This is a genomic window from Pseudomonas sp. NPDC089407 (genome assembly GCF_044900445.1).
GTDB lineage: Bacteria > Pseudomonadota > Gammaproteobacteria > Pseudomonadales > Pseudomonadaceae > Aquipseudomonas.
On the sequence record NZ_JBJDNB010000002.1, the window covers coordinates 94,636 to 119,294 of the forward strand.

The 24,659-nt window shown below is 61.3% G+C and carries 21 protein-coding genes; 13 read left to right on the forward strand and 8 right to left on the reverse strand.

The window, feature by feature from the left end; genetic code table 11:
* Together ACI2KG_RS02415 and ACI2KG_RS02420 are read right to left on the reverse strand one after the other, a co-directional pair.
* Complete coding sequence (locus ACI2KG_RS02415) at window positions 1–2,031, reverse strand: ATP-binding protein (RefSeq protein ID WP_404660651.1); 2,031 nt, start codon at window positions 2,029–2,031, stop codon at window positions 1–3.
* Between the two features lie 38 nt (window positions 2,032–2,069).
* Entirely contained in the window at window positions 2,070–2,987 is a 918-nt protein-coding gene (locus tag ACI2KG_RS02420; RefSeq protein ID WP_404660652.1) for a putative 2-dehydropantoate 2-reductase, read from the reverse strand.
* Between the two features lie 100 nt (window positions 2,988–3,087).
* On the opposite strand from ACI2KG_RS02420, the gene ACI2KG_RS02425 reads away from it, so the two are divergent.
* From ACI2KG_RS02425 to ACI2KG_RS02435, 3 genes are all read left to right on the forward strand, one after another.
* Entirely contained in the window at window positions 3,088–3,573 is a 486-nt protein-coding gene (locus tag ACI2KG_RS02425) for a YajQ family cyclic di-GMP-binding protein (protein WP_016488946.1), read from the forward strand.
* A 109-nt stretch (window positions 3,574–3,682) separates the two neighbouring features.
* Window positions 3,683–4,525 carry a mechanosensitive ion channel family protein gene (locus ACI2KG_RS02430; protein WP_404660653.1) on the forward strand — a complete coding sequence of 281 codons (843 nt, stop codon included), beginning with the start codon at window positions 3,683–3,685 and terminating at the stop codon, window positions 4,523–4,525.
* A 196-nt stretch (window positions 4,526–4,721) separates the two neighbouring features.
* Window positions 4,722–5,966 (forward strand): MFS transporter, encoded by a 1,245-nt coding sequence (locus ACI2KG_RS02435; RefSeq protein WP_404660654.1) that lies wholly within the window; start codon window positions 4,722–4,724, stop codon window positions 5,964–5,966.
* A gap of 131 nt (window positions 5,967–6,097) precedes the next feature.
* Here ACI2KG_RS02435 and ACI2KG_RS02440 read toward each other — a convergent pair whose 3' ends face one another.
* Entirely contained in the window at window positions 6,098–7,645 is a 1,548-nt protein-coding gene (locus tag ACI2KG_RS02440; RefSeq protein ID WP_404660655.1) for an AmpG family muropeptide MFS transporter, read from the reverse strand.
* Between the two features lie 43 nt (window positions 7,646–7,688).
* Window positions 7,689–8,042: an MGMT family protein gene (locus ACI2KG_RS02445; RefSeq protein ID WP_404660656.1), complete on the reverse strand. Its 354-nt coding sequence runs from the start codon at window positions 8,040–8,042 to the stop codon at window positions 7,689–7,691.
* A 151-nt stretch (window positions 8,043–8,193) separates the two neighbouring features.
* Here ACI2KG_RS02445 and ACI2KG_RS02450 point away from each other — a divergent pair, with 151 nt between their 5' ends.
* The 5 genes from ACI2KG_RS02450 to groL all read left to right on the forward strand — a co-directional run bounded on the left by ACI2KG_RS02450 (window position 8,194) and on the right by groL (window position 12,880).
* Window positions 8,194–9,204, forward strand: coding sequence for a DUF481 domain-containing protein (locus ACI2KG_RS02450; protein ID WP_400614566.1), 1,011 nt, complete (start codon window positions 8,194–8,196; stop codon window positions 9,202–9,204).
* Between the two features lie 177 nt (window positions 9,205–9,381).
* Window positions 9,382–10,113 (forward strand): HugZ family protein, encoded by a 732-nt coding sequence (locus tag ACI2KG_RS02455; protein ID WP_404660657.1) that lies wholly within the window; start codon window positions 9,382–9,384, stop codon window positions 10,111–10,113.
* Window positions 10,114–10,180: 67 nt separating this feature from the next.
* Window positions 10,181–10,642 (forward strand): FxsA family protein, encoded by a 462-nt coding sequence (locus ACI2KG_RS02460; RefSeq protein WP_400614572.1) that lies wholly within the window; start codon window positions 10,181–10,183, stop codon window positions 10,640–10,642.
* A gap of 252 nt (window positions 10,643–10,894) precedes the next feature.
* The gene (locus tag ACI2KG_RS02465; protein ID WP_009684394.1) at window positions 10,895–11,188 is read left to right on the forward strand and encodes a co-chaperone GroES; all 294 of its coding nucleotides are present in this window, start codon (window positions 10,895–10,897) and stop codon (window positions 11,186–11,188) included.
* Between the two features lie 48 nt (window positions 11,189–11,236).
* Complete coding sequence (gene groL, locus ACI2KG_RS02470) at window positions 11,237–12,880, forward strand: chaperonin GroEL (protein ID WP_400614575.1); 1,644 nt, start codon at window positions 11,237–11,239, stop codon at window positions 12,878–12,880.
* Between the two features lie 184 nt (window positions 12,881–13,064).
* Here the strand turns inward: groL and ACI2KG_RS02475 are convergent, their stop codons facing one another.
* A complete protein-coding gene (locus ACI2KG_RS02475; RefSeq protein WP_404660658.1) occupies window positions 13,065–13,793 on the reverse strand; it encodes a phosphatase PAP2 family protein in 729 nt (242 codons plus the stop codon).
* 183 nt (window positions 13,794–13,976) lie between these two features.
* Here ACI2KG_RS02475 and colR point away from each other — a divergent pair, with 183 nt between their 5' ends.
* The 5 genes from colR to ACI2KG_RS02500 all read left to right on the forward strand — a co-directional run bounded on the left by colR (window position 13,977) and on the right by ACI2KG_RS02500 (window position 17,686).
* Entirely contained in the window at window positions 13,977–14,660 is a 684-nt protein-coding gene (gene colR / locus ACI2KG_RS02480) for a two-component system response regulator ColR (RefSeq protein WP_003255215.1), read from the forward strand.
* Window positions 14,650–15,960 (forward strand): sensor histidine kinase, encoded by a 1,311-nt coding sequence (locus tag ACI2KG_RS02485; RefSeq protein ID WP_400614581.1) that lies wholly within the window; start codon window positions 14,650–14,652, stop codon window positions 15,958–15,960. The genes colR and ACI2KG_RS02485 overlap by 11 nt, the downstream gene beginning before the upstream one ends.
* Before the next feature lie 107 nt (window positions 15,961–16,067).
* Window positions 16,068–16,748, forward strand: coding sequence for a class I SAM-dependent methyltransferase (locus ACI2KG_RS02490; RefSeq protein ID WP_404660659.1), 681 nt, complete (start codon window positions 16,068–16,070; stop codon window positions 16,746–16,748).
* A gap of 6 nt (window positions 16,749–16,754) precedes the next feature.
* Complete coding sequence (locus tag ACI2KG_RS02495; RefSeq protein WP_404660660.1) at window positions 16,755–17,453, forward strand: lipopolysaccharide kinase InaA family protein; 699 nt, start codon at window positions 16,755–16,757, stop codon at window positions 17,451–17,453.
* Window positions 17,453–17,686: a hypothetical protein gene (locus ACI2KG_RS02500; protein ID WP_404660661.1), complete on the forward strand. Its 234-nt coding sequence runs from the start codon at window positions 17,453–17,455 to the stop codon at window positions 17,684–17,686. The genes ACI2KG_RS02495 and ACI2KG_RS02500 overlap by 1 nt, the downstream gene beginning before the upstream one ends.
* Before the next feature lie 87 nt (window positions 17,687–17,773).
* On the opposite strand, the gene ACI2KG_RS02505 is transcribed toward ACI2KG_RS02500, so the two are convergent.
* The 3 genes from ACI2KG_RS02505 to ACI2KG_RS02515 form a co-directional block, all read right to left on the reverse strand.
* Window positions 17,774–18,961, reverse strand: coding sequence for an MFS transporter (locus ACI2KG_RS02505; RefSeq protein WP_404660767.1), 1,188 nt, complete (start codon window positions 18,959–18,961; stop codon window positions 17,774–17,776).
* 1,047 nt (window positions 18,962–20,008) lie between these two features.
* Window positions 20,009–23,053 (reverse strand): multidrug efflux RND transporter permease subunit, encoded by a 3,045-nt coding sequence (locus tag ACI2KG_RS02510; RefSeq protein ID WP_404660662.1) that lies wholly within the window; start codon window positions 23,051–23,053, stop codon window positions 20,009–20,011.
* A 12-nt stretch (window positions 23,054–23,065) separates the two neighbouring features.
* Window positions 23,066–24,214 carry an efflux RND transporter periplasmic adaptor subunit gene (locus ACI2KG_RS02515; RefSeq protein ID WP_404660663.1) on the reverse strand — a complete coding sequence of 383 codons (1,149 nt, stop codon included), beginning with the start codon at window positions 24,212–24,214 and terminating at the stop codon, window positions 23,066–23,068.
* Window positions 24,215–24,659: the final 445 nt, after the last annotated feature.

Consider the following 24,659-nt stretch of genomic DNA (forward strand, 5'->3'; position numbering starts at 1 on the left):
TCATTGCTCCGTTTTGGCCGGCGCTACCGCTGCCGGCTGGCCGAGGGGCAGGCGCAGGGTGAAGCAGGTGCCCTGGCCGGGCGTGGACTGCACTTCCATCTGCCCCTTGTGGTTGTTGGTGATGATGAAGTACGAAACCGACAGGCCCAGCCCGGTACCCTGGCCGATTTCCTTCGTGGTAAAGAACGGCTCGAAGGTGCGCTTGCGCACCGCTTCGGGCATGCCGACGCCGTTGTCCTCGACCTGGATTTCCGCCCACGGCGGGTTCAGCCGGGTACGCAGGGTGATGCGCCCGGGCTCACTGGGTTGTGGGCGCAGGTGAATGGCCTGGGCGGCGTTCTTCAGCAAGTTGAGCAGTACCTGTTCCAGCTCGTTGGCGGTGCATGGCACCGGCCCCAGCGCGGGGTCGAACTGGCGCACGATGGCCTGGCCCTTGAAGTCGAAACCGATAGTCAGGTCAAAGTCATTGCCGGCAATTTCCAGCGCCTGGTCGATCAGTGCCGGCAGCTCGCAGGGCACCAGCTGGCGGTTGCTGCGGCGGCTGAAACTGAGCATGTGGGTAACGATCTTCGCCGCCCGCGCGCCGGCTTGCTGGATGCCATCGAGCAGTTGCGGCACTTCGCGGCTGTCCAGGTACCGATTGATCGTGGCCAGGTCGACACCCAGCTCTTGAGCCTGTTCCAGGTTGCGCGGCAGGTCCGGCGAAAGGCGCCGACGAATGTTCTGCACGTTGTGCAGGATGGCGCCCAGCGGGTTGTTGATCTCGTGGGCCATGCCGGCGGCCAGGCCTCCGACCGAGAGCATTTTCTCCGACTGCACCATCATCTCTTCCAGCGACAGGCGCTGGGTGATGTCGTCGATGCGGATAACTACCCCTCGGCCGCCGCCACCGGTCAGCGGGTAGAAGGTGAGGGCGTAGTGGCGCAGGTCGTCGCCCTTGGGCCAGGTGACCCGCTCGATCTTCGCCACCCGGTGCCTTTCCACGGTTTCCTTCAGTTGCGGCAGGAACGGCTTGAGTGGCTCGAAAGCAATGAACACCGGCTGGTTCAGTGCTTCATCCAGCGGTGTGCCGGAAAGCACGGTGGCTTCGTGGTTCCACTGGGTCACGTAGAGTTGTTCGTCGAGGGCGATCAGTGCCGAGGGCATCGAGTCGATGATGCTGTTGAGGTAGTTCTGGAAGCCGGTGAGTTTTTTCTCGATTTTGCTGCGCACCTGCACTTCCAGTTCCAGCTTGCGGTTGGTATGGCGGGTTTCCTCGGCCAGGCCCTGGGCCTGGTCGTAGGCGTCCTGGAACTCGTCGCGAGCGCGCTTGAGCTGCTGCTCACGGGCCTCGATACGCGACAGCATGGTGTTGAAGGCCGCGGCCAGGCTGCCGATTTCATCGTCGTTGCCACGCCGGGCGCGCAGGGCATAGCTCTCTTCGCGGGTGACCTGGCGGCTGAGTTCTTCCAGCTGGTTGATCGGCTGGGTGATCAGGCGCTTGATCTGCCGGGCAACGACAATCCAAAGCAGGATGCTGAACACCAGAATGCCCAGGCTGGCGCTGAGCGTGCCGGTGTAGAACGCCGTGGGCAGTTCGCTGCTGGCCACCAGCAGCAGGTGCGCCGGTGGGTTGGCGTCGCGTGGGATGCGTATCAGCTGTGTGCTGCGAAACTCCATCAGGCGCCAGCCGTCAATGTTGCGAAAGCGCTTGGGCAAGGCCATGGGGTCGCCATGCTGCAACTGCGCCAGCATGCGGCCATCGCCGCCGTAGACGGCGGCAGCGCGCAATGGCGTGTAGCTGTCCAGCTCCTTGAGCAGGGCGCTGGCGGTTTCCGGGGTGTCGCCAGCACGGGCCGCCAGCTGCGGGTTGGCCACCAACCGGCCGATGGTCTGCAACGCCTGCGGCGCCATGCTTTCCTGGGTGATCCAGTAGGCGGCGCTGATGAAGGTGAGGTTGGCCACCAGCAGGATGGTTACCAGCAGCACCAGCAGGGCCGCCAGCAGTTTCTGCCCGACCGGGAGGTTTTCCAGGCGTTGGCGCAAGGTCATGGGCTTGGCAATGTCCGTATCCGGTTGAAGGGGCCGCGTCAGTCGCTGGGCAAGTGGCGTACACGCAGGTTTTCGACCAGGCGCTGCTGCAGGTGTTCCAGTTGCGGCAGGTGCAGGCCATGGCGTTCGGCCGCGCGGCAGGCATGGCCGAGCAGGTAATGCACCTCGGTGCGTCGGCCCGCGCGCACGTCCTGGTACATGGAAGAGTAGTTGGCTGCAGTGGCAAGGATCACCCGCTGCACCTCTTCGTCCAACCCGTCCGCTGCTTGTGGCTGGCCGCATCGGCGCAGCAACCCAGCCAGTTCGGCGCACAGGGCCTCCACTTCAGGCAGATGCCCCAGCAGCCCGCCGTTCTGGCAGTCGTGCAACACGGTCAGCGGGTTGATCGCGCAATTGAGCGCCAGCTTGCGCCACAGGCGGGAGAGGATATCCACCGTCCACTCGGCGGGGATACCGGCCTGGTGCAGGTCATCGAACCAAACCGGCGGCTCCGGGTTGCGCGGGTCGCCCAGCCAGTTGAAACCGTGGCCGGCAAAGCGCACTTGCCAGTCGCCCTCACGAAATGCTCCTTCAGTGCTGGAGGCAAAGATGCAGCGTGCGTGCGGCACCAGATCGGCGACTTCGTCCTGGCTGCCCAAGCCGTTCTGCAACAGCAGCACTTCGGCGCCTTCGGCCAGCCGCGGTGCAATACCGGCAATTGCCGGGGCGGCGTCATATGCCTTGCAGGCCACCAGCAGGCGGTGGATGGGGCCATGCGCCTGCGCGGTTTCGGCGGGGATGGCGTAGTGCCGGGGCTGGTCCTGTTCGATCAGGGTCAGGCCACCGGCCTGTAGATAAGCCTGCAGCCGTTGCCCGTCACGCAGGATCAGGCGTACGGCCCTGCCTGCGCGTGCCAGGCGGCAGGCCCACAGGCTGCCCAGGCTGCCGGCGCCGAGAATATGCCAGGTGCTGCTCATATGCGTTTCGCAACCCGTTATAATGAGCCCGCATTTTAACCGTCAAACCCAGCGCGCTCCATCTTCAGCCTGAGCGCGCTTTTATTTTGGGAGAACAACCATGCCTTCGTTCGACGTGGTATCGGAACTGGACAAGCACGAAGTGCAGAATGCGGTCGACAACGCCATCAAGGAGCTTGACCGCCGTTACGACCTCAAGGGCAAGGGCACCTTCGAGTTCAAGGACAAGGATCAGACCGTGATGCTCACCGCCGAGGAGGAGTTCCAGCTCGAAGCCATGCTGGAAATCCTGCGCCTGGCGCTGGTCAAGCGCAAGATCGACGTGAAATGCCTGGAAACCAAAGACCCATATCCGTCCGGCAAGGAAAAGAAACAGGAAGCCAAGTTCCGCGAAGGCATCGACAAGGACCTGGCCAAGAAGATCGTTGCCACCATCAAGGATGGCAAGTTGAAAGTGCAGGCCGCCATCCAGGGTGAGCAGGTGCGTGTCACCGGCAAGAAGCGCGACGACCTGCAGGAAGCCATTGCCCTGTTGCGCACCAAGGAATTCGACATGCCGCTGCAGTTCAACAACTTCCGCGACTGATCGCCACGCCCGGAACCCCGATGGCCAGATGATGTCCATGGGGGCCGGGGCTGCGTGAACACGCGGCCTGTTCTACCGTGTACTTGCCGCTCGGCATCAGGAGATGAATATGGATTTGAACGCTGAAGTCGATCAGCTGGTCCGCCAATCGCAAACCTGGATCCCCTTGATCATGGAATACGGCAGCCGTGTGCTGCTGGCGCTGCTGACCCTGGCGGTCGGCTGGTGGATCATCAACAAGGTCAGCGCCCGCCTGGGCAAGCTGGTCGGCCTGCGCAACGCCGACCTGGCGCTGCAGGGCTTTATCAGCACCCTGGCCAACATTGTGTTGAAGGTGCTGCTGCTGGTCAGCGTGGCCTCGATGATCGGCATCGAGACGACGTCGTTCGTTGCCGCCATCGGTGCCGCCGGTCTCGCCATCGGTCTGGCCTTGCAAGGCAGCCTGGCAAACTTCGCCGGGGGTGTGCTGATCCTGATGTTCCGTCCGTTCCGCATCGGCGACTGGATCGAGGCGCAGGGTGTTTCCGGCACCGTCGACAGCATCCAGATCTTCCACACCGTGCTGCGTACCGGTGACAACAAGACTGTGATCATGCCCAACGGCAGCCTGTCCAACGGCATCATCACCAACACCAACCGCCAGCCGACGCGCAAGGTGGTGTTCGATGTGGGCGTGGATTACGAGGCCGACCTGCAAAAGGCCCGTAACGTGCTGCTTGAATTGGCCAAGGACCCGCGTGTACTGGCCGACCCGGCGCCGCAGGCCGTAGTGGCAACGTTGGGTGACAGCGCGATCACGGTGTCGCTGCGCTTGTGGACCAAGACGTCTGATTACTGGGATGTGATGTTCATGCTCAACGAGCATGCGCGTGACCGGTTGAAGGCTGAAGGGATCGACATTCCGTTTCCGCAGCGGGTGATTCGTGTGGTGCAGGAAACTGCCGCACAGTAAGGTTGTAGAAAGCCGGGGCCGCTGCGCGCCCCATCGCGACACAAGGCCGCTCCTACAGGGGTTAACGCGATCTCTGTAGGAGCGGCCTTGTGTCGCGATGGGGCGCGCAGCGGCCCCGTTTTTACACTTGTTCACAGCAAAACCCCGTCATTTCTGGCATATACCCTAGCCCACCTGCCACACCCGATACGCCATCATGAAACCATTGCTGTACATCACCCCCCTGCGCGCCTTGCTGTTCGGCCTGACCTTGGCCCTGTTCGAGCTGCTCACCTACCTGGCCAGTGACGCAGTCATGCCGGCCATGCCGGTAGTGGTCGGCGACCTGAACGCCAGCCCGGAATACATCCCCCATGCCCTCAACCTGTACCTGCTGGGTGGCGTGGTACTGCAATGGCTGATCGGCCCGCTGGCTGACCGCTACGGGCGGCGCCCGCTGCTGCTGGTCGGCTGCACGTTCTTTGGCCTGGCTTGCCTGGCCACGTTCTGGGTTCACGACATCGGCCTGTTCAACCTGCTGCGCCTGCTGCAGGGCATTGGCCTGGGCTTTGTGGTCACGGTCAGCTACCCGGCCCTGAACGAAGCCTTCAGCGAGGCAGACGCCGTGCGCATGATGGCGCTGTTGGCCAACATCGCCTTGCTGTCGCCGCTGCTCGGGCCGCTGGTAGGCACCTTGCTGCTGCAGTGGCTGGACTGGCGCTGGCTGTTCGTGGCCTTCGCCATCGGCGCGGTCCTGTGCTGGGTGCTGTTGTACCGGCTGATGCCGGAAACCCTGGGCGTGGAGCGCCGCGACGGCTCACGCCTGGCGTTCACGCCAATCCACCTGCTGCCACTGCTGGCGGGCTACGGCCAGCTGCTGGCCAACCGCCGCTTCGTTGCCGGCAGCGCCGCGCTGGGCCTGGTGGGCTTGCCACTGATTGGCTGGATCGGCCTGTCGCCAGTGCTGCTGATTCATGACGAGGGGTTGAGCACGATGGCGTACGCCTTGTGGCAGTTGCCGGTGTTTGGCGGGCTGATCCTCGGCAACCTGATCATCAACCGTATTGCCGACCGTTACCCGCTACCGGCGCTGGTACGTGGTGCACTGTGGCCGTATCTGTCGGGGTTGAGCCTGATGGTACTGGCGACCTGGTACTGGCCGAGCGTGACCAGCGTGGTGGCAGGCATGTCGCTGTACGCGCTGGGCCTGGGCGTAGCCAACGCGGTGCTGTACCGCATGACGCTGTTCTCCAGCGAGCAGAGCAAGGGCCTGGTCTCGGCGATGCTGGGGATGATCACCATCGCCCTGCTGGGGCTGGGCGGGGCGCTGTTGGCGATGATAGGTGCCGGTGCCAGCTTGCTGCACTTTGCCCTGGCGGCGGGGGTGGCAGGGGCTCTGGCACTGTGGCCGCTGTGGTATGTGGTGGGTGGGCGGCCTGGGGAAGGGGCTGTTACTCAGTAATCAATGTTCTCTGTATCGGCCCTATCGCCGGCAAGCCAGCTCCCACAGGTACACCACAATGTCTGAACCTGTGATTTACCTGTGGGAGCGGGCGAGCCCGCGAAGAGGCCAGTACAGGCGCTGCAAATCTATCAGGGCCGCTCGGCCGCTGAATTTTCCTCTGCCACCGGCGTCCCTCGCCCAGCCTCTTGGCGCCACTGCAAGGCGATCAGGATCAGCGTAGGCACACCCAGCAGTGCGGTAATCAGGAAGAAGTCGTGGTACCCGAACTTCTCCACCATCACCCCCGAATACCCGCCAATCAACCGCGGCAGCAGCAGCATGATCGAGCTGAGCAGCGCGTACTGGGTGGCCGAGAACTTCAGGTTGGTCAGGCTCGACAGGTAGGCGACGAAGGCCGAGGTGGCCATGCCGGAGCTGAAGTTGTCCAGTGAGATGGTGACCACCAGCATTTCCAGGTTCGGGCCCATGTCGGCCAGCATCAGGAACAGGATGTTGGTACCCGCCGAGGCCACGCCGCCAATGAACAGGATCGGCATGATGCCGAAACGCACGATCAGCAGGCCGCCGACGCCAGCACCGACCAGGGTCATGATGAGGCCGAAGATCTTGCTGACGCTGGCAATCTGGTCCTTGGTGAAGCCCATGTCGATGTAGAACACGTTGGCCATCACGCCCATAACCGTGTCCGACATGCGGTAGGTGGCGATCAGGCCCAGCAGCAGCAGGGCCTGCCAACGGTAGCGGGCGATGAAGTCGTTGACCGGTGTCAGCACCGGGGCCAGGCCGCGGCGGCCCAGGCTCGACAGGCACGCCCAGCTCAGCAACACATAAAGAATCAGGCGTAGGAAGGCGCGGTCTTCCACCAGCAGGTCGAGCGGCGTGGCATCACCGGATATGACCGTGGACCAGCCGGTATTGAACATCTGGGTGAAGCTGGCCGGTACCGACACCAGCAGGATGATCAGCACGAACACCGAGGCCATCTGGTGCACCAGCCCGTAGCGTGCTGCAGACAGCTGGGTGCGCAGGGGCACGGGGGGTTCGCGCATGATCAGGGTGGTGAACAGCGCGGGCAGCATCATGACCCCGAACATCACGTAAGTGCCGGCCCAGGCTTTGTGCAGGTAGCTGAAACCGGTGGAACCGAACCACTCGGCAAAGAACAGGGCGCCAGCCGTGGCGAGCAGTGCAGCGATCCGATAGCCGGCCATGTAACTGGCAGCCAGCGCGGCCTGGCGCTGGTCGTCGGCGATTTCCAGGCGGTAGGCATCGACTGCGATGTCCTGGGTGGCCGAGGCAAAGGCTACCAGTACGGCCATGGCGATCAGCCACGACAGATGTTGCTGCGGGTCACACAGGCTCATGCCGACCAGGCCGATGACCACCAGTGACTGCGACAGCAGCAGCCACGAGCGCCGCCGGCCCAGGCCGCCAAGCAGCGGCAGGCGCCATTGGTCGAGCAGCGGCGACCACACCCACTTGAAGGCGTAGGCCAGGCCGATCAGGCTGGCGTAACCAATGGTCTCGCGGGCCACACCGGCCTCGCGCAACCACACCGACAGGGTCGAGAACACCAACATGTACGGCAAGCCGGCGGCGAAACCGAGCAGCAAAAGTACCAAGGTTGACGGGCTGGCATAGGCAGCAAGCGCAGCGCGCCAGGTTTTACGGGGCATGGGCCAACATCTGCCTCAAGTATTCGAAAACAAAGCGCGCACTCTAACCGCTGTGCTCCATTGGGCGCCAGCCATGGCGCGTCATATCCACACGATTGTTGGTTACATTCACACCCTCCGCGCGCAGTCGCGCCCGTTGTTCATCCCCCGACGGGGTACCCAGTGCCAGGCTCAGCCGGCCCCCCGCGCCGAGCACCCGGTGCCAGGGCAGGCGGGTATCTGCGGGCAACTGCCCGAGCGTGCGCCCGACCCAGCGTGCGGCGCGGCCAAGCCCTGCCAGTTCGGCCAGTTGGCCGTAGCTCACCACCTTGCCCGCCGGTACTTGGCCGAGCACCGAATACAACGCCGTTCGTCGGCCTTCGGCGCAGTCGAGGGCGTGCTCATAGGCTTCAGACATCACGCCCCCCTTGGGCTGTAGATGAAACCGGACCGGTGGTCGGGCAAATGAGCGTTGAACTCAACGGCGGGCTCCCGGTCTGTCCTTGCTCTGGTTGTCGGTATCTGGATAATGCCCGGCTTTTTTCGTCAAATCGAACCGTAGTCCGTTTATGTATTCTAGATCCTTGTTGTGCCTGCTAGCTGCCTCCCTGTGCGCCTCACCGGTATTTGCCGATACCGTGTGGATGAAGAACGGTGACCGGCTAAGCGGCAAGATCAAAGTCTTCGATGGCGGCAAGCTGCTGCTGGAAACCCCGTATGGCGGGTCCATTGCCTTGGACTGGAAACAAGTTCAGACCCTGGAAAGCGACCAGGAGATGCTGGTCAAGCAGGACGCCTACAGTGGTGAAAAGGCGAAGTCGCTGAAGGCTGCGGAAGCAGGCAAGGTGACATTGGCCAATGGCGACGCGCCAAAGACCGTGGAACTGGCCAGCATCGAGCAGATCATGAAACCCAAGCCGCTGGTCGAGGACCTGGTCTGGAAAGGTAACGTCGACGTGGCGCTGGATTACAAGCGTGCCGAAAATGACACCGACGACTACGACGTCAGCTTCAAGACCACGGCCCGTCACGGCCGCTGGCGGCACAATGCCGAAGGCGAGTACAACCGCGAGACCAAGGACGACGTCACGACCACGGACAACTGGAGTGCCGAGTATGCCCTGGACCGCTTCATCACCGAGAAGTGGTTCTGGCAAGGGCGGGCGGAATACAAGCGTGATCGCATCGAAGACCTGGCCCGCCAGCGTACCGTGGGTACTGGCCCGGGTTACCAGTTCTGGGACGACGAACTGGGCGCGTTCTCGCTGGGTTCGCTGATCAACCGCACCGACTTCGAATACCAGGACGGCAGCAAGGACAACTTCTATTCTGCCGCGGTGAAGTGGGACTATACCCGCTACCTGATCGGCAAGAACGTGCAGTTGTTCACCAATGGCGAGCTCGCCAAGCCGCTGGGTGGCGTGGCCGACTACTCCCTGGATGCCGAGGTCGGGTTGCGTTACAAGGTGACCGAGTGGGCTTCGCTCAACCTCAAGGCCGAGCGCGACATCATCAGCGGAACGCGTGACAGTGATCTGGAGAAGACGCGCTATACCGCTGGGTTCGGCGTTACCTGGTAAATCCCTGGGGCCGCTTTGCGGCCCTTTCGCGACGCAAGGCCGCTCCTACAGGAGTACGCGATCCCCTGTAGGAGCGGCCTTGCGTCGCGATAGGGCTGCAAAGCAGCCCCATTGGCACTGGATGTGATAATGCTTATCTTGTCATTTACCCAGTCCGCCGCCAGGAGCCGCCCCCAAGTGAGTACCAACGCCATCCGCCCCGCCCGGGAACTGCTGCTCAAGGAATACCGCGGCGTACTCTCGACCCATTCCAAGTCGATGCCCGGCTTCCCGTTCGGTTCGGTCGTACCCTACTGCCTGGATGCCGAGGGCAAACCGCTGATTCTCATCAGCCGCATCGCCCAGCACACCCACAACCTGCAGCAAGACCCCAAGTGCTCGCTGCTGGTCGGGGAGCGCGAAGCCGAGGATGTGCAGGCCGTAGGGCGCCTGACGGTGATGGCCGAGGCGCTCAAGCTGGTCGACGAAGCCGCCATCGAGGCCGCTGCCGAGCGCTACTACCGCTATTTCCCGGATGCCGCCAACTACCACAAGGCCCACGACTTCGACTTCTGGGTCTTGCAGCCGGTACGCCACCGCTACATCGGCGGCTTCGGCGCGATCCACTGGCTCGACCAGGTGACCCTGGCCAACCCGTTCGCCGGCAAGGCCGAGGCGAGCATGGTCGAGCACATGAACAGCGACCACGCCAATGCCATCGCCCATTATGTGGAACTGACCGACCTGCCACGCCATGCGCCAGCGCAGATGGTCGGGGTAGACAGCGAAGGCATGCACCTGCGCATCGGCCAGGCGGTGCACTGGTTGCCTTTCCCGAGCATTTGCAACACGCCGACACAAGTACGCGAAGCCTTGGTTTTGCTGGCGCGCGCCGACCAGTGGCCGGCTACGACAGAGGTTGAGGGTTGAAAAAACGGGCATTCGCATCCACCTGTAGGTCTTACAGGAAGGTTCTCTTCCGACGAGGAATGCTTTGATGCGTGCTTTTCTACTGTTGCTTCTGCTGTTTCCGGTGCTGGAGCTGTTCGTCTTCGTAAAGGTCAGCGCGGCCATCGGGTTCTTCCCGGCGCTGCTGCTGATCATCGCCGGCTCCGCCCTGGGTGTGCTGGTCATGCGCGTGGCCGGCCTGGCCACCGCCCTGCGTGCCCGCGAAAGCCTGCAGCGTGGCGAACTGCCCGCCGAGGACATGTTCCAGGGTTTGATGATGGCCGTGGGTGGCGGCTTGCTGCTGTTGCCGGGCTTCATCAGCGACGTACTTGGTGTGCTGTGCCTGCTGCCGTTCACCCGTCGCCTGGCTGCGCGCAAGATGCGTGAACGTGCCGAGGCCCAGGCCATGCGCCAGCGGGCGTTCCAGGATGACCCGTTCCAGGCGCAGCCGCGCGATGGTGGCCATCGCCCGAATGTGATCGAAGGCGAGTACGAGCGCCGCGACAAATAAACACCGTTGTAACCCCGGGGCCGCGCATGCGGCCCCGGGCTTTTTCAGCCAACTGAAAAATTTTGCATCTGAAGCCTTGTAATTGAATATGGCGGCCTCATGTATGTGGTCACCGCAAGGTTTCTGGTGGAAACACCAGACATAACTCAGGCAGTTCGCCCCATGCGAGCAGCCTCCCGGCAACGCCGGACAGCATCAACCCGCCGGTTTCGATACCGGCCGATGAAAACCACAATTTGGGAGAGATCGACAATGAAGCTTCGTCCTCTGCATGACCGCGTAGTCATCCGTCGCAGCGAAGAAGAATCGAAAACCGCTGGCGGTATCGTCCTGCCGGGTTCGGCCGCTGAAAAACCAAACCGCGGCGAAGTCGTTGCTGTTGGCACCGGTCGCGTTCTGGAAAACGGCGAAGTACGTGCGCTGGCTGTTAAAGTCGGTGACAAAGTGGTTTTCGGCCCTTACTCGGGCAGCAACACCGTGAAAGTCGATGGCGAAGACCTGCTGGTCATGGCCGAGAACGAAATCCTCGCCGTTATCGAAGGCTGATTTCCCCGACTTCCCGTTACTCCAAAGAATTCCAAGGATTAAACGATCATGGCTGCTAAAGACGTAAAATTCGGTGATTCCGCTCGTAAGAAAATGCTGGTTGGTGTCAACGTTCTGGCTGACGCGGTAAAAGCGACCCTCGGCCCGAAAGGTCGTAACGTGGTACTGGCCAAGAGCTTCGGCGCGCCGACCATCACCAAGGACGGCGTTTCCGTCGCCAAAGAAATCGAGCTGAAAGACGCGTTCGAAAACATGGGCGCCCAGCTGGTCAAGGAAGTCGCTTCCAAGGCCAACGACGCTGCCGGTGACGGCACCACCACCGCTACCGTTCTGGCTCAGGCCATCGTCAACGAAGGCCTGAAAGCCGTCGCTGCCGGCATGAACCCGATGGACCTGAAGCGCGGTATCGACAAGGCCACTGCTGCCGTTGTTGCCGAGCTGAAGAACCTGTCCAAGCCATGCGCCGACTCCAAGGCCATCGCCCAGGTAGGTACCATCTCTGCCAACTCCGACAACTCCATCGGTGAAATCATCGCCGAAGCCATGGAAAAAGTCGGTAAAGAAGGCGTGATCACCGTTGAAGAAGGCTCGGGCCTGGAAAACGAACTGTCCGTCGTAGAAGGCATGCAGTTCGACCGTGGCTACCTGTCGCCATACTTCGTCAACAAGCCTGACACCATGGTTGCCGAGCTGGAAGGCCCGCTGCTGCTGCTGGTTGACAAGAAAATCTCCAACATCCGTGAGCTGCTGCCAGTGCTGGAAGCCGTTGCCAAGGCCGGTCGCCCACTGCTGATCGTTGCTGAAGACGTTGAAGGCGAAGCGCTGGCTACCCTGGTCGTCAACAACATGCGCGGCATCGTCAAGGTTGCTGCGGTCAAGGCACCGGGCTTCGGCGACCGCCGCAAGGCCATGCTGCAGGACATCGCCGTCCTGACTGGCGGCCAGGTCATCTCCGAAGAAATCGGCCTGTCCCTGGAAACCGCTACCCTGGAGCACCTGGGTAACGCCAAGCGCGTGATCCTGTCCAAGGAAAACACCACCATCATCGATGGTGCAGGTACTGACACCGAGATCGAAGCTCGCGTTAAGCAGATCCGTGCCCAGATCGAAGAAACTTCCTCGGACTACGACCGTGAGAAGCTGCAAGAGCGTCTGGCCAAGCTGGCTGGCGGTGTTGCCGTGATCAAGGTCGGTGCCGGCACCGAAGTTGAAATGAAAGAGAAGAAAGCGCGCGTTGAAGACGCCCTGCACGCTACCCGTGCAGCCGTTGAAGAAGGCGTGGTACCTGGCGGTGGTGTTGCCCTGGTTCGCGCTCTGTCGGCCATCGTTGACCTGAAAGGCGACAACGAAGACCAGAACGTCGGTATCGCCCTGCTGCGCCGCGCTGTTGAAGCCCCGCTGCGCCAGATCACTGCCAACGCCGGCGACGAGCCAAGCGTTGTTGCAGACAAGGTCAAGCAAGGTTCGGGTAACTTCGGTTACAACGCTGCTACCGGCGAATACGGCGACATGATCGAGATGGGCATCCTGGACCCAGCCAAGGTCACCCGTTCGGCGCTGCAAGCTGCTGCTTCGATCGGCGGTCTGATGATCACCACCGAAGCCATGATTGCTGACGCGCCAAGCGAAGCCCCAGCTGGCGGCGGCATGCCAGACATGGGCGGCATGGGTGGCATGGGCGGCATGATGTAAGCCAGCCTTACCCCCTGCACCATAAGGAGCCCCGGTTCGCGAGAACCGGGGCTTTTTTATTTTCCTGTGGGGGCCATTGGGGCTGCTGCGCAGCCCATCGCGACGCAAGGCCGCTCCTACAGGGGAGCGCGTAATCTGTAGGAGCGGCCTTGTGTCGCGATCGGGCCGCGAAGCGGCCCCTGGTTCAGGCGACGCTGCGTTCGACGGCTGGCGCTTCAACCCTCCCACGGCGATACAGAATCAGGTAATACGACCCCAACCCGATCAACCAGCAGAACACCGCCGTCCACACGTTATGTGACAGGAAGTGTGCCCCCTGCATCATCCGCCCTACGCCAAGTACCGAGCCGGCCACCAAGGCCACGACAAACGCCACCCGCGCCAGGCGCGGCTTGCGATCACGCAGCATGAAGAACAGCCCGAACAGGCAGAACCCGGTCGCGGCATGCCCACCCGGCCAGCACAGCCCTGGCTTGTCGGTAGCTGGGCGCGGCTCCAGCAACTTGCTGTAGGTTTCGCTGCCGCCAAACTGGGTCAGGCTCCACGGGCACTGCACCTGGGTCACCTTCTTCAGCGGCGTGACAAACGCCGTGGACAAGCCCAGTGCCAGCACCAGGCAACCCAGTTCGCGACGCCAGCCAAACAGTCGCTTGACGAAGAAGCTGGCGACGAAGGTCAGCAATGACAGCACGCCCAGCAAAATCACCACTTGCTTGACCCGGTCATGCAGGATGTTCTCCAGCCAATAGCTGTGGCGGCCAATGAACTGCCCGGCAGCCGGGTCGAAGAACAGGTTGGCGACGTCCATGTCGACTGAAGTCAGTTCCAACAGGATCAAAGCCAGCGCGGTCGCCAGGGGGATCCCCAGGTACAGCCAGTAATTGATCGGGCGAGGGCGGGTGCGTTGCTGCATGGCGGCTCCAGGGCACGAAAAAGATCGGGCATTGTCGGCTTCCCGCTATCCTGTGTCCGTGAAGGATCAGTGAAAAAACCGTCAAGTGCGGTGAATTTTCCCGGGGGCTGGCACCGTGCAGGCATAGGCCTTAAGCTGCGCCTGCCGCGCACCATAGCGAGAAGCGCCGCACAGGAGAAACCGATGCGCATTCTTTTGGTTGAAGACAACCGCGATATCCTGGCCAACCTGGCCGATTACCTGGGCATGAAGGGCTACACCGTCGACTGCGCCCAGGATGGCCTGTCCGGTCTGCACTTGGCTGCCACCGAGCACTATGACCTGATCGTGCTCGACATCATGCTGCCCGGCATCGATGGCTACACCTTGTGCAAGCGCCTGCGCGAAGACGCTCGCCGCGACACGCCGGTGATCATGCTCACCGCCCGCGATCAACTCGACGACCGCCTGCAAGGCTTCCGTTCCGGCGCAGACGACTACCTGCTCAAGCCGTTCGCCTTGTCCGAACTGGCCGCGCGCATCGAAGCCGTGCTGCGCCGTGCCCAGGGCGGTGGGCGCCGCACCTTGCAGGTGGCCGACCTCAGCTACGACCTCGACACCCTCGAAGTGACCCGCCAGGGCCGCCTGCTCAAGCTCAACCCGGTCGGCCTCAAGCTACTGGCGGTACTGATGCAGAAGAGCCCGCACGTACTGCGCCGCGAAGTGCTGGAAGAAGCCCTGTGGGGCGATGATTGCCCAGACAGCGACAGCCTGCGCAGCCATGTGCACCAGCTGCGCCAGGTGATCGACAAACCGTTTGAAAAACCGCTGCTGCATACCGTCCATGGCGTCGGCTATCGCCTCGCCGAGGGCCGCGATGGAGTTTAAGCAAAGCCTTGCCCAGCGCATCATCATTGCTTTTGCCCTGATGAGCGCGCTGGTGGCCGGGGCCTTCGCCTTCGGTATCGTCGCCACCGTGCACCTGGTTGAAGAGCGGCTGATTTCCTCGGTACTCGGTGGCGACCTGCAGCGTCTGCTGCGCATGGACAGCGTCAGCGACTGGAGCCACCGCCCGCGCCCCGACCAGCTGTTCTACTTCAGTGGCGGGCGCGACGACTTCGAGATGCCCAAGGACCTGCGCCACCTGGACCGCGGTTTCCACGAGGTGTTCCGTGACCAGCTGTCGTACCACGCCATGGTCGAGATCGTCGATGGCCGGCGCTACGTGCTGCTGCAGGACCAGAGCGACTTCGAAGAGCGCGAGCGCGTGCTGTTCGCCGTGGTGGTGGTGGGCTTTGTGCTGAGCCTGGTGCTGGCGGTGATCCTCGGCTGGCTGGTCGCGCGCCGGGTGATGGCACCGGTTATCCGCCTGGCGCGCCAGGTGCGCCACCGCGACCAGTTGCTGGGCCTGGCCCCGCCGCTGGCGCCGGACTATGCCGCGGACGAAGTCGGCCAGTTGGCTGTGGCCTTTGATGACACCTTGGGCCGGCTGCGCGACGCGCTGAACCGTGAGCGGCTGTTTACCAGCGACGTCAGCCACGAGCTGCGCACACCCTTGATGGTGCTGGCCACTTCCTGCGAACTGCTGCTGGAAAACCCCAACCTCGATACCCGCGCACGCAGCCAGGTGGAGCGCGTGGCGCGCGCCACCGAAGAAATGCGCGAACTGGTCAAGACCTTCCTGATGTTGGCCAGGGCCCAGCGTGACGAGGGCGCGGTAGCATCGCGGGCAACCCTGCGCGAGGTGGCCGACGAGTTGGTCGGGGTGTGGCGCGACACGATCGAGCAAAAGGGCCTGGCCCTGTATTTCGATGGCCATGTGAGTGCCAGCGCAGTGCTGTACAACGCCACTTTCCTGCAGTCGGTGATGGGTAACTTGCTGCGTAACGCAGCGCACTACACCGATGGTGGTTATATCCGCCTGAGCCTGGAAAGCAACGGCTTCAGTGTGGAAGACAGCGGTGTGGGCATCCCTGAGGAACAGCGAGAAGCGATGTTCAAGCCATTCGTGCGCGGTGACGAGCGACGCGGCGAAGGCCTGGGCCTGGGCTTGTCGCTGGTACAGCGGATCTGCGACGACCAAGGCTGGCGGGTCACCTTGACCTCGGCCGTGCCACACGGCTGCCGTTTCCACGTGGACCTGAGCAACACAGTGGTCAAGGGGGACCCGGACGTCCTGGTTGAGTAAAGTGTTGTTACAGCTGTAACGGCGTTCAACATATTTTTCACATCGGCATGACCTGATTCCGACGCTTGCCTGCCTAATGTGGGCGCAATGGAGTCTGGAGATGCCCAATGCGTAGCCCCATCAAGCTTGAATTTTCCGAGAAGTACGACAAAGACCATGCCCGCGAGTACTTTCTCAAGCATCAGGACGGCTTGGCACGACGGCTGTCCCACAAGCGCGATGAGCAACTGGCGCGTCGCGCCTTGGCATTGGCCGGCGAGCCTGGCCTGGTACTGGACCTGCCGTGTGGCGCCGGTCGCTTCTGGCCGCTGCTGGCAGAAAAGCCCAACCGGGTGATCATTGGCGCCGACAATTCCGAGGCGATGATCGAGACTGCCTGTGCCGCGCAACCGCCAGAGGTGGTATCACGGGTACGGCCTTTGCAGACATCGGCATTCGACATCGACTTGCCGGACAACGCGGTGGACAGCATTTTCTGCATGCGCTTGTTCCACCACATTGGCGAGTCGGCACACAGAAAGAAAATTCTTTCGGAATTTCAAAGGGTTAGCCGTGATAGTGTGATCCTGTCGCTGTGGGTTGATGGCAACTTCAAGGCCTGGCGGCGGAAAAACCTGGAGCGGCGCCGCAGCGTCAGGGCCGAGCAGGACAATTACCAGAACCGTTTTGTGTTACCGGCCGAAACGGTTGAAGAAGAATTCAGGGCCGCCGGCTTCAGAATCCAGGAGCGCCTCGACTTCCTGCCGTTCTATGCCATGTGGCGGGTCTATGTATTGCGTAAGGGGTAGTGTTTGATGGCTGTAGCCCAGAAAGGGGAGTCGCGGTTCGATTTTTACTGGCGCCAGCAAGGCGAGTGGGTCGAGGAGCCTAACCAGCGCCGCGGCGGCGAGAGTGGCGTGCAACGTCTCAGCGATGCCAATGGCAAGCTGCTGTATGCCAAGCGCCAGGTCGGGCACATCTACCGCAGCCTTCTGCACCCCTTCGGCCGGCCGACTGTGTTGCGTGAGCTCGATGCGCTGACCAGCTTCGAGCAACTGGGCGTACGCGTTCCGCGTATCGTCTTCTGTGGCGCCGAGCGCGATCCTGACCACCAGTGGCGTGCGTTGCTGGTCAGCGAAGCGCTGGACGGCTTTGTCGAGCTCGATAACTGGCATGCCGAAGGTGCCCGCGAGCGTTACCCGCAGGTGGTGCATGAGCGCATGCTCAAGGACCTGGCGGATAACCTGGCGCGCATGCACCTGGGCCATTGGCAGCACGGCTGCCTGTATGGCAAGCACGTATTCATCAAGGTGATCGGCGAAGGCGAGCAGGCCCGCGTCGAAGTGGCCTTGCTCGACCTGGAAAAGTGCCGGCGGCGCATCAGTTGCCAGCGCGCGGCAGGTAACGACCTGCGCCAGCTGCGTCGCCATTCGTCGCTCAATGACGCGGAATGGCAAACGCTGCTCTACTTTTACAAGATGGCGTTTGGCAGCGCTGTCAAAGGGTTAGGGTAATGAAACTAGAAATAGCTCGAGCTTTGTTCCTGATTGCAGGCCTGGCGGTGACCACCGTGGCGGTCGCTGCCTGGGAAGAGCCAAAGCCGACCGTGTTCAGCAAGGCTGAAATGGCCGACCAGTGCGCGCTACCGCGGGACATGAAACCGCAGCAGCATGCCAAGGCCGAGCCGGACCAGGACCTGTTGCTGTTCCTGTTTGGCATGCGCCAGGGCTTGCGGCCGGCGGGTTGAACCCGGTGTGAGCTAGAAATGCCAGAGGCCCCGCAATTGCGGGGCCTCTGGCATTTATGCGTTTGCTTCACTGGCTTTCTGCAGAAATTAGCAGTGCTGCATGCTATTGCCTTTGAGACACATGAGCAGCAGGAAGCCGCCAAGGGCGCTGCTTAGGAACAGAACCCCCAAGCTCATCGGCAGCAGGTGTTCAGTGGTCGCAATCAAAGTGCCAGCTAAACCACCCCCGGCAAATAGCAATGTTGTGTTAAGCGATGCTGCTGCACCCGCCTGCTGCGGATAGCGGGCTAATGCTTGCGTGGCAGCAGCTGGGCGTACCAGCGTCGTTCCTGCTGTACAAAAGATCATCGGTATCATGAGGCCTGGTATTGTCAGCCCTGCTACCCAATGCCAAATCAACAGAGCGGCTCCCGCAGTGGCTATCAGCATAAACCCCATGCCTATCTGAGCGTGTGCGCTGACTCGATTGTTCAAGTAAGTCGCGATTGCGCCACCGACCACATAAGCGAGCCCGTAGAAAATGAATGCAATAGAACACTCATACGGCGTCAGGCTTAGCTGTTCCATGAGTAGCAGCGGTGCAACGACAATGAAGGAAAAGTGGCAGGCGAACGCTAAAGTTGCTTGTAGAGAAAAGCTTACATAGGATGCGTCGCGCAACATGGTAAGATAACTTTGTACTCCTGAGTTACGCACGGCTGAAACAGGTGTTTCGTGCAGTATCACTCCTGCAAGCAAGATGACGAAAACAGCAATTGCAATAAATACCGTAAAGCTGCCTGTCCAACCCATTGATTGTTGGAGAACTGCACCAGCGACGGGCGAGATTGATATGAACACGCCACTTGCACTCGTCAATAGGATGCGCATGGTGTTACGCTGTTTTCCACTATACAGGTCCTGTACAAGTGCTTGGCTCAGAACCAGGCTGCCACAGCCGACGGCTTGCAGTAACCGAAAAGCCAGAAACATTTCATAGTCGATTGAAAGCAGGCAGCCAATTGCCCCAGCAATGGATATCCCCAACCCGCCGAGTAACAGTCTCTTGCGCCCAACTCGATCAGATAGCGGGCCAATAACAATTTGCGCTACAGCTACGCCAAACGCGAACAGGCTTACCGAATAAGCTATTAGCTTTGGATCTACTAGAAAGGCTTCTGCAAGTGCAGGGAACGAAGGAAGGATGACGTCCAGAGGGAAGACGCCTAACAGGCATAACAGGATCAAGAGTACTGGGCTAAGAACAGTGTTTTTAAAAGTTTCGGTCAAAATCATAAGATGAGGCCCGCCGTCTTGAACTCTGTCATATAGCGTTCGTCTTTCAATAAGTCGGTGCGTTTGATTGCCAGAATCGTCATTTTTGATAATGCGGGCATTCAAGGAGTCCAACTGTTTTTTACGTGGTTGATAACGACCTTGCAAATGGCTAGGTGTTTTTTGAAAATAGATTGTAAAAATGTTCGTCGGGTTGGCAGATGGCTTTGAGCGCTTTAAGTCGTCAGTAAATTGATCATTAAATTTTCTGTGATCTTTATCATAAATGAGGTCGATTAGTCGGTAAGCGTGGCCCCTTGATAACTCGTACTGTTTGTGGTTTTTAAAATCCCAGCAGATCAGGGTGTTATCCATGGTGATAAAGAAGCAATCTTTGCTTATCATGGCTCCTCCTGGGACTGAAGGGCAGGCCGGCACTGCGCTTCAGCGTTTACGGGTTAAGGCTTATTTGGTTTTTTTTGACCAAATGCGCCATATTCGCCAATTTAGTGCATTCCATCTTAGTGATTTTCATATTGAGTCATCCGTTTGTGAGTCGCGTCATTGCGACGTTTTTGATCATAGCGATAAACCCCAGATGTACAAGCTGAAGAGGGCGGCGAAAATTCTGATTAAGTTGTAGGAATTTTTACCAAGTTCATTTTTCAAGAGTGGTTGAATTTTGAAGTAGGGCGTATAGGGCGCGAGTGCCCTAGCAGTTTTGCTATGGTTTTTGTCGTGCGAATTACGTGAAAGAATTGCTCTGTCTCCTCCAAGCAACAAGATCAGACTTGAGTCAGGGGGAGCGACCGTTCGGTTGAACCCGGTGTGAGCTAGAAATGCCAGAGGCCCCGCAATTGCGGGGCCTCTGGCGTTTTTGTGTCTGCTTTATACTTATTGCGGGGCTGGCACCGCCTTTGTAGGAGCGGCCTTGTGTCGCGAAAGGGCCGCAAAGCGGCCCCAGAATTTCTGCACCATTGCACATATTGCTGGGGCTGCTTTGCAGCCCTTTCGCGACGCAAGGCCGCTCCTACAGGGATTTCAACGCCTTCGAGAATGATTAACTTCTCAGGTTACAACAGCTTCTTTGGCCACGGTCTTATGCGCCAACAAGGTGTAGATACAAGGCAGCACAAACAGGGTAAACAGCGTACCAATCGACATCCCGGTCGCAATCACCGTACCGATGTCAAACCGGCTGACCGCCCCGGCCCCGGTCGCGAGGATCAGCGGCACCATGCCGAACACCATTGCCGCTGTGGTCATCAGCACCGGGCGCAGGCGAATCGCCGCGGCTTCTTCAATCGCCTCGCGCGCGCTCAAGCCACGCGCCTCACGCAACTGGTTGGCAAACTCGACGATCAGGATGCCGTGCTTGCTGATCAGCCCGATCAGGGTCACCAACCCGACCTGGGTGTAGATGTTCATACTCGATATGCCGAGGAACAGGGGCAGCAACGCACCACAAATCGACAACGGCACCGTCACCAGGATCACCAACGGGTCACGGAAACTTTCGAACTGCGCCGCCAGCACCAGAAAGATGATCGCCAGCGCCAGGCCAAAGGTGACCCATAGCGCGCTGCCTTCCTGAACGTACTGGCGGGCCACGCCGGCATAATCGAAGGCAAAGCCTTCCGGCGCTTCTTCGCGGGCAATGTCCTGCACGGTCTGCAGTGCTTCGCCCAGGCTGACCATCGGCACGCCCTGGATGATGGCTGAGTTGAGCTGCTGGAACTGGTTGAGCTGGCGCGGGCGAGCGCGGTCGGTGAGGGTGATCAGGGTCGATAGCGGCAGCAGCTTGCCCTGGTCGTTCTTCACGTAGTAATTGTTCAGCCAGCCCGGGTTGTCGCGGTAGGGCCGCTCGACCTGGGCAATCACCTTGTAGCTGCGCCCTTCGAGGGTGAAACGGTTGATTTCTGCCTCGCCCAGCAAGGTTGCCAGGGTGCTGCCGAGCGTGTCCATCGACACGCCCATCTGCGCCGCCTTGGCCCGGTCGATGTCCACCACCACCTCGGGCTTGTCGAAGGCCAGGTCGACATCTAGGAAGGCGAACTTGCCCGAATCCTGGGCGCGGGCCTTGATGCGCTGGGCCACCTCCAGCAAACCCGGGTAATCGCCCGCGGTATTGATCACGAACTGGAACGGCAGGCCCTCGCCGGTGCCCGGCAGTGACGGCAGGTTGAAGCCGAAGATCTGCAGGCCGGCGATTTCTTCAAGCTTGGCCTGTACCAGCGGCAGCAGCTCCATTTGCGTGCGCTCGCGCTCGTTCCAGGGTTTGAGCAGGAAGCCGCCGATGCCGGTCTGTACACCATTGAAGCCGTTGATCTGGAACGACGAGTAGTACTCGGGAAAGGCCTTGAACAGCGGCGTGAACTGGTCGGTGTAGGCATTGAGGTAGTCGAGGTTGGCCGGCTGCGGCGAGCTGCTCATCATGAAGATCACACCCTGGTCCTCGTTGGGCGCCAGTTCGTTCTGGGTGAACTTGAGCAGCACCGGGATCAGGCACAGGATGATCACCGCAAACACCAGCACCACCGGCCGGCTGTCGAGGGTGGCGTGCAGCAGGCGCTGGTAGCGCACCTTCAGCCGTTCGAACAGTTGGTCGAGGCGGTGGGCCAGGCCGCTGGGGTTCTGCTCGTGGCGCAGCAGCAGGGCGCACATCATGGGTGACAGGGTCAGGGCGACGATGCCGGAGATGATCACCGCGCCGGCCAGGGTCAGGGCGAACTCCTTGAACAGCGCCCCGGTAAGCCCGGTCAGGAAGCCGATCGGCGCATACACGGCAGCCAGGGTGATAGTCATCGACACCACCGGCATGGCGATCTCGCGCGCGCCTTCCAGGGCTGCGTCGAAGGGCGACTTGCCTTCTTCCATGTGGCGGTGGATGTTCTCCACCACGACGATGGCATCGTCCACCACCAGGCCGATGGCCAGCACCATGGCCAGCAGGGTCAGCAGGTTGAGCGAGTAGCCCATCATCTGCATGAAGAACAGCACGCCGATCATCGACAGTGGAATGGTCACCACCGGGATCAGTACCGAACGCAGGGCGCCGAGGAACAGGAACACCACCACGATCACGATCAGCACCGCTTCACCGAGGGTCTTGATCACTTCATCGATGGAGGCCTGGATGAACAGCGTGGCGTCGTAGGCAATCGACACTTTCAGCGCCGAAGGCAACTGGCTTTCCAGCTCGGGCATGATCCGCCGCACTTCCTTGATCACGTCCAGCGGGTTGGCAGCGGGGGTGGCCTTGATGCCGATGTACACCGACGGTGTGCCGTCGAACGAGCTGACCGTGTCGTAGTTCTCCGCGCCCATCTCGACCCGCGCCACATCGCCCAGCAGCACGCGGCTGTCGCCGCTGGTCTTGACCGGCAGGGCGGCGAACGCTTCGGCCGACTTCAGCTCGGTGCTGGCGTTGATGCTGGTGACCACGTACTCGCCCTTTACCTCACCGGCGGCGGACAGGAAGTTGTAACGGCGCACGGCATTGGTCACGTCCGTGGCCGACAGGCCGAAGCCGGCCAGTTTTACCGGGTCCAGCCACAGGCGCATGGCAAACACCTGGTTGCCGAGGATCTCCGCCTCGGCCATGCCCGGCAAGGTGGCCAGTTTGGGCTGGATCACCCGCGACAGGTAGTCGGTGATCTGCGGGTTGCTCATTTCCTTGCTGTAGAAGCTGATGTACATCAGCGCAGAGGCATCGGCGGCCTCTTTGCTCAGCACCGGGTCTTCCGAGTCCTGCGGCAGTTTGTTGCGCACTTCGTTGGCCTTGGCCAGCAGCTCGGTGAACAGCCGGTCGCTGTCGGCGCCGATGCGCGCGTAGATGGAAATGATCGAGAAATTCTGCCGGCTCACCGAGGTCATGTAGTCGATGCCTTCGGCGCTGGCCAGGCTTTGCTGCAACGGCTGGGTGATGTAGCCCTGAATGGTTTCGGCATTGGCCCCGGGGTAGGCGGTGGTCACCGTGATCAGGGCGTTTTCCATGCGTGGGTACTGGCGGATCTGCAGCTTGTTCCAGGCCTGGAAGCCCAGCAGCAGGATCAGCAGGCTGACCACGCTGGCCAGCACCGGGCGGCGGATGAACGGGTCGGTGAACGCCATGCCAGCCTCCTGTCAGTCCTTGGCCGCAGCGCCCGGTTCGGGCTTGAGGGCCTGGTCCTGGCCGATCCGGATTGCGGCACCTGGGACGAGCTTCAATTGCCCGGCGGTGACTACCTGTTCGCCGACCTGCAGGCCTTTGCTGACCACCACCACACCGTCGCGGCGCTCGCCGGTCTGCACCGTGCGTTGTTCGGCGACCAGCTGCGGCTGGCCTTTGTCGTCGGTCTCCGGCTTGCCGTCTTTGTCCTTTTTCGGCGTGGCGACATACACCGAGTTGCCATACAGGGTGTAGGTAATGGCACTTTCCGGCACTACCACCTGTGGCTGCGGGTTGGGCAGCAGGATCAGCAGGCTGGCGAACATGCCCGGCAGCAGTTTGCCGTCCGGGTTGGCCATGGTTGCCCGCACCAGCAGGTTGCGCGTGGTTTCTTCGACCTTGGGGTTGATGGCGCTGAGGCTGGCGGGGAAGGTCTGACCGGGGTAAGCGGCCACCTGCACCCGTACCTGCTGGCCCAGGCTCAGCTGTGGCAGGGCCTGTTCCGGTACGTTGAAGTCGACGTACAGGCTGGAGGTGTCTTGCAGGGTGGCGATCACCGTGCCGGCGGCCAGGTAGTCGCCGACGTCCACCTGGCGGATGCCGATGGTGCCGCTGAACGGGGCGCTGATGCTCTTCTTGGTCTTCGACGCCTTGAGTTGGTCGACCACGGCCTGGTTGCGCCGGTACTGGGCGGTAAGGCGGTCGTACTCGCCACGGGAGATGGCGGAATCGCCCACCAGCTGGCTGCCACGGCCGAAGTCGACCTTGGCCAGGCCCAGGTCGGCCTGGGCAGTGCCGAGCAGGGCGGTTTCCTGGTCGTCGTTGAGTTGCAGCAGCAATTGCCCGGCCTTGACCTGCTGGCCCGAGTCGAAGTGCAGGGATTTGACGATACCTTCAACTTCCAGGCTCAGCTCCACGCCTTGCAGCGCCTTGAGGCTGCCGACGGCGGGCAGGCGCTGTTGCCACTGGCGCTGTTCGGCCAAGGCGGCCGCCACGGTGATGGGCGGCTTGGGGGCAGTGAACATCTGGATCTGCTGGTAGATCGTGAAGGCCTTGTAGCCCCCCAGGGCCAGCACGATCAGCAGAACCACGGCCAACATGATGAGCATGCGGCGGCGCAGCATAGGTCCGGTTCCTTGGATTCGGTTGTTATTGGCTTGACACGACAACGGGCGATCCTGCCCACGTGTGGATGGGGGAAGTATTGACTGTTTTTTGGGGGAAGGGGAGTGAATTGTCTGCACGGGCCCTATCGCCGGCAAGCCAGCTCCCACAGGTACACCATAGGCTTCAGGACCTGTGGTGTACCTGTGGGGGCTGGCTTGCCGGCGATAGGGCCGGTGCAGGCAACAGAAAAATCAGACCAGATGCAGGTGGTTGTCCCAGAAACCGGACGGCAGGTTCATCGGTTGCCCAACCAGTTCTCCCACAGGTACACCATAGGCTTCAGGACCTGTGGTGTACCTGTGGGAGCTGGCTTGCCGGCGATAGGGCCGGTGCAGGCAACAGAAAAATCAGACCAGATGCAGGTGATTGTCCCAGAAACCGGACGGCAGGTTCATCGGTTGC